Origin of the sequence: Neptuniibacter sp. UBA6509 (assembly GCA_002435145.1) — a bacterium.
GTDB lineage: Bacteria > Pseudomonadota > Gammaproteobacteria > Pseudomonadales > Balneatricaceae > Neptuniibacter.
Map to the genome: position 1 here is coordinate 15,722 of DJLT01000042.1, position 13,428 is coordinate 29,149.

Below are 13,428 nucleotides of genomic sequence, written 5' to 3' on the forward strand. Positions count from 1 at the left end.
GCTTTTTTTAGCTAAAGGCTTCAGCCCCTTCGTTGATCAATTTTTCAGATAGGTGAAACAGGCCGATGTGTTTTTGTTCTTTTGTGAGGTGGATATGTGATGCACTACTAAAGCGGTTTAAACGTGTAATGACCGGCTGTAAAGAGATTTGCTGCTTTAATGAACACAGTGTCAGTATGTGCTTACTTTGAATACTTGCTTCATTACGTCGGTCAAGCTTTATGAGCAGGCAGAGTTTGCGCAATTCGAGTGTGATTAGATCTTTTTGAGCGTCAGTCGATAATGGTTCTGACTGTAGCTGATATTGTTGGATGCTATGTTCGCAAATATCTAGAGCCGTTTTCAGCTGGCCGCAGAGTTCTAAGCATTCCATACTTAGCTCAGCTAAATAGCGTTGTAGAATCAGCTGTAGATTTTGTTGCATGGCGGCCTGACTAAGAACGTGTAATGTTTCTAAGGCGGTATCGTATTGTTGCCTTTTTAATAGTGATGCCACTTGATCCAACAAATAAGCAAAACGGTTAGGTTGAGAGCTCATGATGTCCAGTTCCTTTTGTTCTCATGAATTTGTATCAGGCGAGCGCTCAGGCCCGCTTTTTTTGTTTCGTGAATAATCCACAGTGCTTGGTGAGTATTAGCGTAGAGAGGTACTAGCAGCGTGTTTTTACTCACATTTGGCAGCGCGATTGCGCGCCCCATTATGCTGTTGATTAAGTTACTCAGGGGCAGTGACTTAGTTGAATCAATTTCGCTGAACTCAATATTGTACTTATCACCTGAGACCGAGGCCGCGCTTCCTGTAGCTCCAAATTCATGCATCTCCAGTAAATATTCTTGAGCTCTCTCAGTGGGGAGGGAACGCTCTAAAATAATGGGCAGTGAATTTAGTAGCTTGGCATGTATTTTTTCTGGGATAGAAAAGTTGCGAGTTAGCCAGTGAGAAAAACTATCCGTTTTCTCTTTTATCGGTGCGCTTTCTAATTTGAGGTTAAAGCGGTAGTAATCATGATTCTGGATATGTACCGGCAGATGAAACTCACTTGCTTTTTGCCAGATAGAATGCGCCTCTGTGTAGGTAATATCATCAGCTGACCATTGTAGGCATTCTCTTGAGTTATCAATGGGGTTTAGGCCAAAACTTATGTACTGACTTTTGGTGGCCTCATTGTAACTGGGCATATAAGCCAGTACCGAGTAGCGTGCAGAGCCTGAGGGTGATGCGATGAGTTCAATCCCTGGCTTTGAAAAGCGTTTAATTAAATCTTGTGCCACCGTTTTAGATAACTGCCCTAAAAGTATCGCAGGTACTTGCGTGAGACTGTGAACAATCTCCTCGCCGGTTTGGCCTGTAAATGCAGCGAGTTCTGCAGCAAACTCAGCGATATGGTCAAATTTAGTAATGTGAGCTGCGATTTCGTAACGCGCTTGATGAGAGTTTATCGTGGCATTGTTATCAATGATTTCGCAGGGAAGTTTAAAGCTAGAGAGTGCATCTTTTAGCTGAAGTGCACGTTCGTGAGTCAGGTTGGACTGTAAAATGGAAGGAGAGGTTAGAATGCGCTCTATGCACTCTTGCTTAGATAAACCAAAGTGCTGGTGAGCCTGGCTGATGGTAAGTGCATTGGCATCACCGATACCATTCACCTGTATTTGAAATCCCTGTGTTTGCACAGCATTCTCCCTGAATACTCATTAACCGTCCTATCGGCTAGTGGATTTAACTATTGCACTCGATAAGTTGAAAATCAAGGAAGGTAAACATCTATTTAAAACGCTTGTTTATGATTTGCTTGGCGGGAGTTAGAAGGGTTTTGATTATAAATTGGGTAAGTTTTTGATTTAGAAAGTGGATTGTGCGCTTTTTGAACAGGCTATAAGGTGAAAAAAATTCAGAGGAATCGGAATCAGTATGAAAAAAATGCAAAGCTTGTGACATGTCGCTTTTAAATATTCTCAGTGAGAATGATTTGATCGGACAGAGTTTTAGCTATTGAAGCTAATATTATTTGGCTGCAAGAACTCTTTGCTTCTGACGTGCCCAGTCTTTGTCTTTATCGGCAGCACGCTTGTCATGCTGTTTTTTACCTTTCGCTAATGCTATCTCGCACTTGATGCGATTACCTTTCCAGTAAAGGGAAAGAGCGACACAGGTTAGGCCTTTTGCATTCGTGGCGCTGATAATTTTAACGAGTTCTTTGTGATTCAAGAGTAGCTTGCGCTGCCTTGTGGGATCGGCAACAACGTGAGTGCAGGCCGTTTTTAGCGGGGTAAAATGCGCACCTACGAGCCATGCTTCACCTTTATGGATGATTACATAGGAGTCGACGAGTTGTGCTCTGCCTTCGCGTAGGCTTTTTACTTCCCACCCAGACAGGACTAATCCCGCCTCGAATTTGTCCTCAATAAGGAATTCGTGACGTGCTTTTTTGTTCTGACAGATGGAGTTGCCTGATGGGGCTTTTTTCTTTTTGGCCATGGCGAGCGATTATATAGTGCTGTAGATAACAAGGAAAGCGCTTCTGTATGCGCGCGGATTTATTTATTAACAAGAGCGTAAGTCATTGTTGATAAAGTAGTAATGCAGAATGTGTATTACTGTTCTATATATTAAAGAATAATTTGTTTTTTTGTTTAAAAAATTAGATTTATTTAAGTCTCTTCTAATGCAACTGATCAGGCTTCAATCTATTGTACTTTAGGCTAAAAAAATGAAAGAATTCCGCTTTTCTAGACCCCTATAATAATTAGAGAGCTTTTGTATTATGCAGGAAAAAAAGTCTATCCACGGTGCTTGGGCATCTCGTTGGATCTTTATCTTGGCCGCGACGGGATCAGCTGTTGGCTTAGGTAATATTTGGAAGTTTCCATATATTACCGGTGAAAATGGCGGGGGCGCCTTTGTATTAGTTTATTTATTCTGCATTTTGTTAGTAGGTGTTCCTATCATGATGGCCGAGGTTCTCATTGGCCGTCGTGGGCGTCAAAGCCCGATTAATGCGATGAAAGATGTGGCTAGAGAATCCGGTCATTCAGGAAAATGGTCATTTGTCGGCTGGATGGGTGTACTGGCTGGCTTTATGATTTTCTCTTTCTACTCTGTCGTGGCCGGTTGGGTGTTGTATTACATTGCGGGTATGGGGGTTGGAGATTTCATTGCTATTGGCAGTGAAGACGCAGGTAATGTATTTAATGGATTGCTGGCCGATACACAAACGCTGCTTATCTGGCATTCGATCTTTGTTGTGATGGTCATGCTGGTTATTGTCGGTGGTGTTAAAAAAGGCTTAGAGAATGCAGTTAAATTCTTGATGCCGGCTTTGTTTGTTCTGCTTCTAGTTATGCTTGGCTACTCTATGCAGACAGAAGGTTTTGCTAAAGGCTGGAGTTTTTTATTCCATTTTGATGTGTCTAAATTAAAATGGGATTCAGTGCTTGAAGCCTTAGGCCATGCGTTCTTTACCTTGTCGCTAGGTATGGGTGCAATCATGGCATATGGTTCTTATATGCCTAAGAAAACGTCTATTGGTGGTTCTGTTATTTGGATCGCTATCATGGATACGTTGGTGGCCTTAATTGCGGGCTTAGTTATTTTCCCAATTGTGTTTACCAATGGCATGGACCCTGGCGCTGGCCCTGGTTTGATGTTTGTAACTTTACCGGTTGCTTTTGGTCAGATGCCGGGAGGGCAGATCTTTGGTTTTGTCTTCTTCTTACTGGTAGGTATCGCTGCTTGGACCTCAGCAATCTCTTTGATGGAGCCCGCTGCGGCTTGGTTGGTTGAGAAGTTCGGTTGGCATCGTATTCCTGCGTGTACCGTATTGGGTGTGATTGTTTGGGCGTTAGGTGTTGCTGCACTAGGTTCATTTAACTTTATGTCTGATGTGACTATCGCTGGATTTAACGTCTTTGATTTCCTCGACTTTATGACTGCAAATGTCATGTTGCCGCTAGGCGGCTTGTTTATAGCAATCTTTGCTGGCTGGTTTATGAAGAGGAAAATGGCTGAAAATGAATTGGCAATGTCTTCTCCTCTATTGTTCAATGCGTGGTATATTGCGTTGCGCTTTATTGCACCGGTAGCGGTAGCAACAATTTTTGTTATCAACTTGGTTGAAAAGTTGAAGTAGGAGATGGTTTAAAGGCATGGCTCAGGTAGATCGCAGTGCATTGGTGTTGCACACTGCAGAACAGATGTTTGATCTTATTAATGATGTGGAACGATATCCTGAGTTTTTGCCTTGGTGTTCTCGGACTGAGCTATTAAGCCAGTCTGAGGACGAACTTGTGGCAACGCTTTTTTTGTCTAAAGCGGGCATCAAATACAGTTTTACAACACGTAACCAATTGCGCCGACCGGCTCAAATGATAATTGAGCTTGAAGATGGCCCCTTCTCTACGTTAGCTGGGACTTGGGATTTTACAGCCCTCAGTGACGAAGCCTGTAAAGTGCATCTGAATTTGAACTTCGAATTTTCAGGTAAAATTACATCCTTAGCGATGAGCAAAGTCTTTAATCAAGTGGCGACAACACTTGTTGATGCGTTTGTTTCGCGCGCGGATGAGATATACGGTTAAGAGGTTAAAATGCTTGTAGAAGTTGCTTTCGCTTTGCCAACAGAGCAAAAAATTATTTCAGTTAATGTTCCTGACGAATGCAGTGCTTATGAAGCGGTGATCAAATCAGGTATTGTTGAGCTTTATCCAGAGATCGATCCAGAAACTACGCCAATGGGCGTTTGGGCTAAAGTGCTCAAAAACCCTAAGGAAACTTTGTTGCGTGAGGGGCAGAGAGTGGAAATTTATAGACCACTTATTGCTGACCCTAAAGAAGCAAGAGCAAAACGCGCAGCCAAAATGAAAGCAAAGAAAGAGGCTGAATAAGCTGCGCGCTAGATTTTTATTGGTCTTTGTTTCCACCTGGGCGGAAATCGCCGTTAAGTCCGTTTAATTTTCCATCTTTAAAATAAAGAGAAATACGTTCTCTTACGTAACTTCCGTCACCTTCAGAGCCGCTTTTCTTGCTGTAAAGGTAATCCCAACGGTCTTTGTGGAAGGTGTCTGTGATAAGCGGGCTGCCCATAATGAAGCGAACTTGGCTCTCTGTCATGCCTGGGCGCAGTTGATCTACCATCTCTTGGTTAACAACATTTCCCTGCGGGACATCAATTTTATATACTCCGGGGAAACCGGAACAACCAGACAGTGCTAAAGTAAGAACTGCGGTAATAAGAATTTTTTGCATCTGATTTTGCTTCCACATTTGTGCGTAAATGCGGATAATAAAGTTTCGTGCGCGTTTGAACAAGCAATTCAGCTTGTATAGCATACTTGTAATCACCCATAGCCTAGAGAATTATTATGTCACTTGAAAATCAGGAACTACGAAAAGCGGGTCTTAAAGTTACCCTGCCTCGTGTGAAAATCTATCAAATTCTGGAACGTGCAGGCGAAGGCGATCATTTCAGTGCTGAAGATATCTACAAGTTGCTGATGGAAAAAGGTGAAGATGTAGGTCTGGCGACTGTTTACCGTGTATTAACTCAGTTTGAGGCTGCAGGCCTTGTGACGCGTCACCATTTTGAAGGTGGTCACTCAGTTTTTGAATTGGCGCGTGATGAAGAACATGATCACATTGTTTGTGTTAAAAGTGGCATCGTAAAAGAATTTAATGATCCACGTCTAAATGCCTTGTTGAATGAAATTGCAGAATCTATGGGTTTTGAAGTTACAGATAAAACGATTTATTTATACGGTGTCCATAAAGACGCTGTAGATAAAAAATAAATCTTCTCAGCTTCGGTGAATACTAAAAGACCAGCTTTAAGCTGGTCTTTTAGTAACTGAAATAACCCTTTTTTATATATTCCTATAAAAACTAAGCAATCTCTAACATCTCTCTAGCGTGTTCCATAGAGCGTTCAGTGATATCGATACCGCCAAGCATGCGCGCAATCTCTTCAACTCGCTTCTCTTTGTTTAACCTATCTATTTGTGTGTGTGTGCTTTGTTTATCGCTTCGTTTGCTTACAAAGAGATGCTGATGACCTTGTGAGGCGACTTGCGGCTGGTGGGTCACACAAAGGATCTGTGCGTTGTCACCTAGTTGGCGTAAGAGCTTGCCGACTACTTCTGCAATCGCACCGCCGATGCCTACATCCACTTCATCAAAGATAAGTGTGGGGGTTGTTGAGGTTTGTGCTGTGATCACTTGTATAGCAAGGCTTATACGTGACAGCTCTCCTCCGGAGGCTATTTTTCCGAGCGGTTTTGCCGGTTGGCCTTGGTTGGTGATGATGAGAAATTCGATTTCCTCAAAACCATTGGCGTTTGGTTTGTCGAGTTGACTCAGGTCGACGGAAATCGATGCCGATGGCATGCCTAAGTTATGTAATTGTTGATCGACAAGTTTGCTGAGCTTGTTGGCTGCTTTTTTTCGTTTATCACTCAGCTTGTGGGCATAGTTTTTATAATCGGTGAGGGCTGCTTCAGCATCAAGGGCTAACTGCTCTAACTCTTCATCAGAGCGGCTGAGTGTTGATAGTTCATCACTCAATTTTTGATGAAATTCCGTTATCTCTTCCGGTTTGATGCGATGCTTGCGCGCAATATCAAAGATTGCCGTTAAGCGATCTTCCACTTGTTGTTGACGTTCCGGATTGATCTCAACTCTATCAAGGTAGTGTCTTATTTCGGTGCTGGCTTCTTCTACCTGAATTAGGGCAGAGTCGATCATCTCAGCTGCTTGGCGCACAGAGGGGGATGTGGATGCAATACTGGCAAGTAACTGTTGGCAGTGATTGAGTTGTTGTACACAGTTGCTCTCTTCAGCATCACTAGCAATACCAATAAAGCTGTGGCCTGTGCTAATAATTTCTCCGGCATTGGCGAGCGTCTTTTGCTCATTTTCCAGTTTAGCCAGTTCATCCGCTTCTAAGGCGAGTTGATCAAGCTCCTCTATTTGATAGCTGAGTAGTTGCACTCGCGCCGTTTGCTCCGCGCTTTGTTCTGATAGGCGAAGGTATTCAGCGTTTAGCTTAGACCAGAGGAAGAATGACGAGCGTGTTTGTTCTGCTAATTTGCTAAGGCCGGCAAAATCATCCAGCAGTGTGCGATGATGATCTTTTTTCAAAAGCCGCTGATGCTCATGTTGCCCATGGATAGCTATTAAATGTTCGCCCAATGCTTTGACTGTATTTGCAGGAGAGGGGCGGCCGTTAATATAACAGCGTGAGCGGCCCTCTTTCGTGATGACGCGACGCAGAATGCACTCGCCTTCGTTATCAAGATCGTTTTCTTCTAGCCATTTATTGGCTGAAGGAATAGAACTGATATTAAAGCTCGCGGAGATATCCGCTTTTTCAGCGCCTTGTCTTACGGTGCCCCCTTCTGCGCGTTTACCGAGCGTTAGACCTAAAGCGTCAAGCATAATCGACTTGCCCGCTCCGGTTTCACCGCTAACGACAGTCATCCCTTGATTGAGTTCAAGATCAAGGTTTTCAACAATTGCAAAGTCACGAATAGTTAGTTGATTCAGCATAATAGAGTACATGTGTTTTTATACAGTAGTTTCTGTATAAGCCTTTTTTTCAGTTGATGCAATATTTATCGTGTTTTTTGGTAAAAAAACTGCTGAAACATATTGAAAGGTTTCTGATTGTCCCCATATATCCTGCAAATGAAATTAACACCTAGACGTTCCAATTATTCAATATTGGATCTGGCTGGAGATGAACAATGGCAAATGAACAACAGAACCCAGTAGATGAGCAACAAGCACAGCCTGTAGAAGAGACTCAGGCAGAAGATGTGGTGAATGATAGCCCTGAGCAGTCGAATGAGTCAGTAGAGCCAGCAGATGCGGCAAAGCTAGCTCAGGAATTGGCGACTGCTGTTGCTGAGGTTGAGTCATTGAAAGACCAAATGCTACGTATCCAAGCTGACGCCCAGAATGTGCGTCGCCGTGCGGAGCAGGATGTAGAAAAAGCGCATAAGTTTGGTGTAGAGAAGTTTGCCAATGAGATGCTTCCAATTGTCGATAGCCTTGAGCGTGCAATTGAAGCCTTTGGCGATGATGAAGCGCTTAAATCTATGCGTGAAGGCGTTGAGATGACAATGAATATGTTCCTGTCTGGATTGCAAAAATTCAACATGGAACAAGTTAACCCTATTGGTACAGCATTTGATCCTGCACTACATCAAGCGATGTCGATGGTTGAGGCGCCAGATGCGGAAGCGAATAGCGTGATTGCAGTGATGCAAAAAGGTTACACATTACATGGCCGTTTAGTGCGTCCAGCGATGGTAGTTGTAGCTAAAGGTTAAGAAAAAATCGTTTTGTGCCCTTGAAACCGCACAAAACGTACTTATATAGATTGCATAGTAAGTAACGTAGTTATTAAACAATTTTCTTAAGTTATTTACATAGCTATTTACAGATTGAACCACTGTCCGCCATAGCAGGACAGAAAGAATTGGAGCAAATAGAAATGGGTAAAATCATCGGTATCGACCTAGGAACCACAAACTCTTGTGTTTCTGTATTAGACGGTGACACATCTAAAGTAATTGAAAACGCTGAGGGTGATCGTACTACCCCTTCCATCATCGCTTATGTTGATGATGGTGAAATTTTAGTAGGCCAGCCAGCAAAACGTCAGGCGGTTACTAACCCAACGAACACTCTATTTGCTATCAAGCGTCTGATTGGTCGTCGTTTTAAAGACGATGTTGTACAGAAAGATATCAAAATGGTGCCGTATAAGATTATCGAAGCTGATAATGGCGATGCTTGGGTTGAAGTAAAAGATGAAAAGCTAGCAGCTCCTCAGATCTCTGCTGAAATCTTGAAAAAGATGAAGAAGACAGCTGAAGATTACTTAGGTGAGTCAGTGACTGAAGCAGTTGTTACTGTACCTGCTTACTTTAACGATGCTCAGCGTCAGGCAACTAAAGATGCAGGTAAAATTGCGGGCCTAGAAGTTAAGCGTATTATCAACGAGCCAACAGCTGCTGCCCTTGCTTACGGCATGGACAAGTCTAAAGGCGATAAAACAATCGCTGTTTATGACTTAGGTGGTGGTACATTCGATATCTCTATCATCGAAATCGCTGAAGTTGATGGCGAACACCAGTTTGAAGTTCTATCTACGAATGGTGATACATTCCTAGGTGGTGAAGATTTCGATCTACGTTTGATTGAGTTCTTAGCAGACGAATTTAAGAAAGAAACAGGGATCGATCTACACAGTGATCCTCTTGCGCTTCAGCGTCTAAAAGAGGGTGCTGAAAAAGCGAAAGTTGAACTATCTTCTGCACAGCAGACAGATGTTAACTTACCTTACATCACAGCTGACGCTTCAGGTCCTAAACACCTTAACGTTAAGATCACTCGTGCTAAGTTAGAGTCTCTAGTTGAAGAGCTAGTTGAACGCTCTCTTGAACCATGTCGTCTAGCGCTTAAAGATTCTGATCTAAGCCTTTCTGAAATCGATGAAGTGATTTTGGTGGGTGGTCAGACTCGTATGCCTTTAGTTCAGGAGAAAGTAACTGCTTTCTTCGGTAAAGAGCCTCGTAAAGACGTTAATCCAGATGAAGCAGTAGCAATGGGTGCTGCGATTCAGGGTGCGGTACTAGCAGGTGACGTTAAAGACGTTCTACTACTAGACGTAACGCCTCTAAGTCTAGGTATCGAAACAATGGGCGGTGTTTCTACGCCGGTTATTGAGAAGAACACGACTATCCCTACTAAGAAGTCTCAGATCTTCTCTACTGCTGATGACAACCAGAATGCAGTAACGATCCATGTTGTTCAGGGTGAGCGTAAGCAAGCGACTCAGAACAAATCTCTAGGTCGTTTTGATCTGGCTGAAATCCCACCTGCTCCACGTGGTGTTCCTCAGATCGAAGTTACTTTCGATTTGGATGCCAACGGTATCTTGAACGTATCTGCTCAAGATAAAGCGACAGGTAAGCAGCAGTCTATCGTAATTAAGTCATCTTCTGGTTTGAGCGATGATGAGATCGAGCAGATGGTTACTGATGCTGAAGCTCACGCTGAAGAAGATAAAAAGTTTGAAGAGCTGACTCAGGCGCGCAACCAAGGCGATGCTATGGTTCATTCCGCTAAGAAAACAATGGAAGAAGCGGGCGATAAAGCGACTGCTGAAGAGAAAGCGGCAGTAGAAGCTGCTACAGCTGAGTTGGAAGAAGTTTTGAAAGCGGATGATAAAGACGCGATCGAAGCTAAAACAACTGCATTGACTGAAGCGATCTCTGGCGTTGCTCAGAAAATGTACGCTGAAGCAGAAGCTGCACAGCAAGCAGAGCAAGGCGCTGCTGGCGAAGAACAGCAAGCAGGCGGTAACGATGATGCTGTAGATGCTGAATTTGAAGAAGTGAAAGACGACAAAAAATAAGTCATCTATTCATTAATTCGATCAGCGAATTAGCATAGGCTTTCCGGCTTTATTCAAGCCGGAAAGTAGAATTACTCGGCACCGCGGGCTTTATGCCCGCGTTGTCATATCCGGCATTAAGCCGTGACAAGTGTTGTGACCATGTCTAAACGAGATTTTTACGAAGTATTAGGTGTTTCCCGTGACTCATCTGATCGGGATATTAAAAAAGCCTTTCGCCGTATGGCGATGAAGTATCATCCAGACCGTAATCCGGATGATAAAGAAGCAGAAGATAAGTTCAAAGAGGTGAATGAAGCCTACGAAGTTCTGTCTGATGCACAGAAAAAAGGTGCCTATGATCAGTACGGTCATGCGGGCGTTGATCCCAATATGCGTGGAGGTCATGGCGGTGGTCATGATGGTAACTTCTCGGATATTTTCGGCGATGTTTTTGGCGATATCTTTGGTGGCGGCGGTGGTCGCGGCGGTCGTAGTTCCGTGCAGCGTGGGGCAGACTTGCGCTACAACATGGAGATGTCTCTTGAAGAAGCGGTTCGCGGCGTAGAGAAAAATATCGAGGTTCCAACCTTAGTTGGTTGTGAAACTTGTGACGGTTCAGGTGCTAAACCTGGGACATCTGCAAAAGTATGTGGAACCTGTGGCGGCCAAGGACAAGTTCGCATGCAGCAGGGCTTCTTCTCTGTACAGCAAACATGTCCAACCTGTCATGGTGAAGGTAAGGTTATCTCTGACCCTTGTAATGATTGTCATGGTCATGGACGTAAAGAGAAAACCAAAACCCTTTCTGTGAAGATTCCAGCAGGTGTGGATACAGGTGATCGTATCCGTCTTGCAGGTGAAGGTGAAGCGGGTACGCATGGTGGTCCAGCCGGCGATCTTTATGTGCAGGTGCATGTTAAAGAACATCCAATCTTTGAGCGTGATGGTAAGCATCTGTACTGTGAAGTACCGATTAGCTTTGTAGATGCTGCATTAGGTGGTGAATTAGAAGTACCAACACTTGATGGTCGTGTTAAGTTGAAAGTACCGTCTGAAACACAGACCGGAAAAATGTTCCGTCTACGTGGTAAAGGCGTTGCACCGGTACGCGGCGGCTCAACCGGCGACCTGTTAGTTAAAGTTGTTGTGGAAACACCGGTTAAACTAAGCAGCCGTCAGAAAGAGTTGTTACGTGAGTTCCAAGAAGAGATGGAACAAGGTACACGTAAGCACAGCCCTAAAAAGCATGGCTTCTTTGATTCGGTAAAGAGTTTCTTTGAAGACATGACATAAAAATTATCAGTTAGTGCGTTGGAGTGTGTTGAATACTCCAGCGCCTAATTGGCAGACGATGGAGATGGCATGAGCCAGAATCCAGAATGCCCAAATTGGCTTTGGGATGAGATTACTGCTGAAGCAGAGAAAGAAGTTATTGATGAACCCGTATTGGCTGGTTACTACCATGCTAATATTTTAGGTCACCAAAGCCTTTGTTCAGCCTTGGCTTATTTATTAAGCCGTAAACTCTATGACGACGCAGTTCCTGCTGTCACGTTTCGTCTTGTAATCGAAGAGGTCTTTCGCGAAGCGCCTGATATCATCGCTGCTGTTTGTGCTGATATTGCCGCGGTGCGTACTCGAGACCCTGCGATAGATAAACATTCAATTGTTCTGCTTTACCTTAAAGGCTTTCATGCTATTCAAGCGTATCGTGTTGCACATTATATGTGGAACAAAGGGCGCAAGAGCATGGCGCTTTATATTCAAAGCCGCGTGAGCAGTGTGCTACAAGTTGATATACATCCTGCTGCTAAAATTGGCCAAGGTGTTATGTTTGACCATGCAACGGGAATCGTTGTGGGTGAAACGAGTGTGATCGAAGATGATGTATCGATCTTACAGTCAGTAACACTGGGCGGAACAGGCAAAGCCTGTGGGGATCGTCACCCTAAAATTCGTGAAGGTGTCATGATTGCTGCGGGTGCAAAAATATTCGGTAACATTGAAATAGGTTCCGGCGCTAAAATCGGTGGGGGTAGTGTGGTACTTGATGATGTGCCAAGCCATACAACGGTTGTCGGCGTTCCAGCCAGAGCGGTAGGTCATCCTTCGTGTGATAAGCCTGCTTTGGATATGGATCAAAACATTCTGCATGATAAAAATTAACGGATAAATAAGCATGATTAAAGTAGCAGTAACCGGCGCCGCTGGCCGCATGGGTAAAGCTAATATCGAAGCGATTCAAATGGCTGAAGGTATTGAATTAGGTGCAGCTATTGTTGAATCTACGAGCACGCTTATTGGTGCTGATGCAGGTGAAATGGCCGGTGTTGGTAAGTTAGGCGTTTCATTAAAAGGTTCATTGGCTGAAGCTGTAGATGATTTCGATGTACTTATCGACTTTACGACACCCGAAGTAACGCTACAAAACGTGGCTTTCTGTGCGGAAAACGCTAAGCAGATCGTTATCGGTACGACTGGCTTAACAGATGAGCAGAAAGTGGTTTTACAAGAGTGTTCTGATAAGGCTGCAATCGTATTTGCACCGAATATGAGTGTAGGTGTGAACTTATGCTTTAAGTTACTTGAAGTGGCCGCTGCTGCGTTAGGTAATGAAGATTATGATATTGAAGTGATCGAAGCGCATCACCGTCATAAAGTTGATTCGCCTTCGGGTACAGCTTTACGTATGGGTGAGGTGGTTGCAGACACGTTAGGCCGTGATCTGAAAGAGTGTGCAGTATACGGTCGTGAAGGTATGACCGGTGCACGCCCACGTGGAGAGATCGGTTTTGAGACTATCCGTGCAGGGGATGTTGTTGGCGATCATACGGTTCTCTTTGCGACTGAAGGCGAACGTATCGAAATTACTCACAAAGCAAGTAACCGTTTAACCTTTGCTAAAGGTGCGGTACGTGCATGCAAATGGCTTGAAGGTAAGAATTCAGGTCTCTTTGATATGCAGGATATCTTAGGTCTTAAATAGTATCTAAGTGTGAGTGTTGTGCATTGAAAAAGCCGCTTTGATAGC

14 protein-coding genes are annotated in these 13,428 nt (G+C 43.9%); 9 read left to right on the top strand and 5 right to left on the bottom strand.

Going from position 1 to position 13,428, the window contains the following annotated elements; all coding sequences use genetic code 11:
* Positions 1-7 precede the first annotated feature (7 nt).
* The 3 genes from B4K11_RS05795 to smpB all read right to left on the bottom strand — a co-directional run bounded on the left by B4K11_RS05795 (position 8) and on the right by smpB (position 2,476).
* Positions 8-538: a hypothetical protein gene (locus tag B4K11_RS05795; RefSeq protein ID WP_292950496.1), complete on the bottom strand. Its 531-nt coding sequence runs from the start codon at positions 536-538 to the stop codon at positions 8-10.
* Positions 535-1,671 carry a hypothetical protein gene (locus B4K11_RS05800; protein WP_292950495.1) on the bottom strand — a complete coding sequence of 379 codons (1,137 nt, stop codon included), beginning with the start codon at positions 1,669-1,671 and terminating at the stop codon, positions 535-537. The genes B4K11_RS05795 and B4K11_RS05800 overlap by 4 nt, the downstream gene beginning before the upstream one ends.
* Before the next feature lie 331 nt (positions 1,672-2,002).
* Positions 2,003-2,476, bottom strand: coding sequence for an SsrA-binding protein SmpB (gene smpB / locus B4K11_RS05805; protein WP_292950494.1), 474 nt, complete (start codon positions 2,474-2,476; stop codon positions 2,003-2,005).
* Positions 2,477-2,762: 286 nt separating this feature from the next.
* On the opposite strand from smpB, the gene B4K11_RS05810 reads away from it, so the two are divergent.
* The 3 genes from B4K11_RS05810 to B4K11_RS05820 are packed head-to-tail and all read left to right on the top strand — an operon-like array spanning position 2,763 to position 4,881.
* On the top strand, positions 2,763-4,127 hold the full coding sequence (locus B4K11_RS05810; protein ID WP_292950493.1) for a sodium-dependent transporter: 1,365 nt from the start codon (positions 2,763-2,765) through the stop codon (positions 4,125-4,127).
* Positions 4,128-4,143: 16 nt separating this feature from the next.
* A complete protein-coding gene (locus B4K11_RS05815; protein ID WP_292950492.1) occupies positions 4,144-4,575 on the top strand; it encodes a type II toxin-antitoxin system RatA family toxin in 432 nt (143 codons plus the stop codon).
* Between the two features lie 9 nt (positions 4,576-4,584).
* On the top strand, positions 4,585-4,881 hold the full coding sequence (locus B4K11_RS05820; protein ID WP_292950491.1) for an RnfH family protein: 297 nt from the start codon (positions 4,585-4,587) through the stop codon (positions 4,879-4,881).
* A gap of 16 nt (positions 4,882-4,897) precedes the next feature.
* On the opposite strand, the gene B4K11_RS05825 is transcribed toward B4K11_RS05820, so the two are convergent.
* The gene (locus B4K11_RS05825; protein WP_292950490.1) at positions 4,898-5,242 is read right to left on the bottom strand and encodes an outer membrane protein assembly factor BamE; all 345 of its coding nucleotides are present in this window, start codon (positions 5,240-5,242) and stop codon (positions 4,898-4,900) included.
* A gap of 116 nt (positions 5,243-5,358) precedes the next feature.
* On the opposite strand from B4K11_RS05825, the gene fur reads away from it, so the two are divergent.
* Complete coding sequence (gene fur / locus B4K11_RS05830; protein ID WP_292950489.1) at positions 5,359-5,784, top strand: ferric iron uptake transcriptional regulator; 426 nt, start codon at positions 5,359-5,361, stop codon at positions 5,782-5,784.
* 91 nt (positions 5,785-5,875) lie between these two features.
* Here fur and recN read toward each other — a convergent pair whose 3' ends face one another.
* Positions 5,876-7,537: a DNA repair protein RecN gene (gene recN, locus B4K11_RS05835; protein WP_292950488.1), complete on the bottom strand. Its 1,662-nt coding sequence runs from the start codon at positions 7,535-7,537 to the stop codon at positions 5,876-5,878.
* Between the two features lie 197 nt (positions 7,538-7,734).
* On the opposite strand from recN, the gene grpE reads away from it, so the two are divergent.
* The 5 genes from grpE (at position 7,735) to dapB (ending at position 13,383) form a co-directional block, all read left to right on the top strand.
* Complete coding sequence (gene grpE, locus B4K11_RS05840) at positions 7,735-8,322, top strand: nucleotide exchange factor GrpE (RefSeq protein ID WP_292950487.1); 588 nt, start codon at positions 7,735-7,737, stop codon at positions 8,320-8,322.
* A gap of 164 nt (positions 8,323-8,486) precedes the next feature.
* Positions 8,487-10,415: a molecular chaperone DnaK gene (gene dnaK / locus B4K11_RS05845; RefSeq protein ID WP_292950486.1), complete on the top strand. Its 1,929-nt coding sequence runs from the start codon at positions 8,487-8,489 to the stop codon at positions 10,413-10,415.
* A gap of 141 nt (positions 10,416-10,556) precedes the next feature.
* Positions 10,557-11,690, top strand: a complete 1,134-nt coding sequence (gene dnaJ, locus B4K11_RS05850) for a molecular chaperone DnaJ (RefSeq protein WP_292950485.1) — start codon at positions 10,557-10,559, stop codon at positions 11,688-11,690.
* Positions 11,691-11,759: 69 nt separating this feature from the next.
* Entirely contained in the window at positions 11,760-12,563 is an 804-nt protein-coding gene (gene cysE, locus B4K11_RS05855; protein WP_292950484.1) for a serine O-acetyltransferase, read from the top strand.
* Positions 12,564-12,576: 13 nt separating this feature from the next.
* Positions 12,577-13,383, top strand: coding sequence for a 4-hydroxy-tetrahydrodipicolinate reductase (gene dapB / locus B4K11_RS05860; protein ID WP_292950483.1), 807 nt, complete (start codon positions 12,577-12,579; stop codon positions 13,381-13,383).
* Positions 13,384-13,428 lie beyond the last annotated feature (45 nt).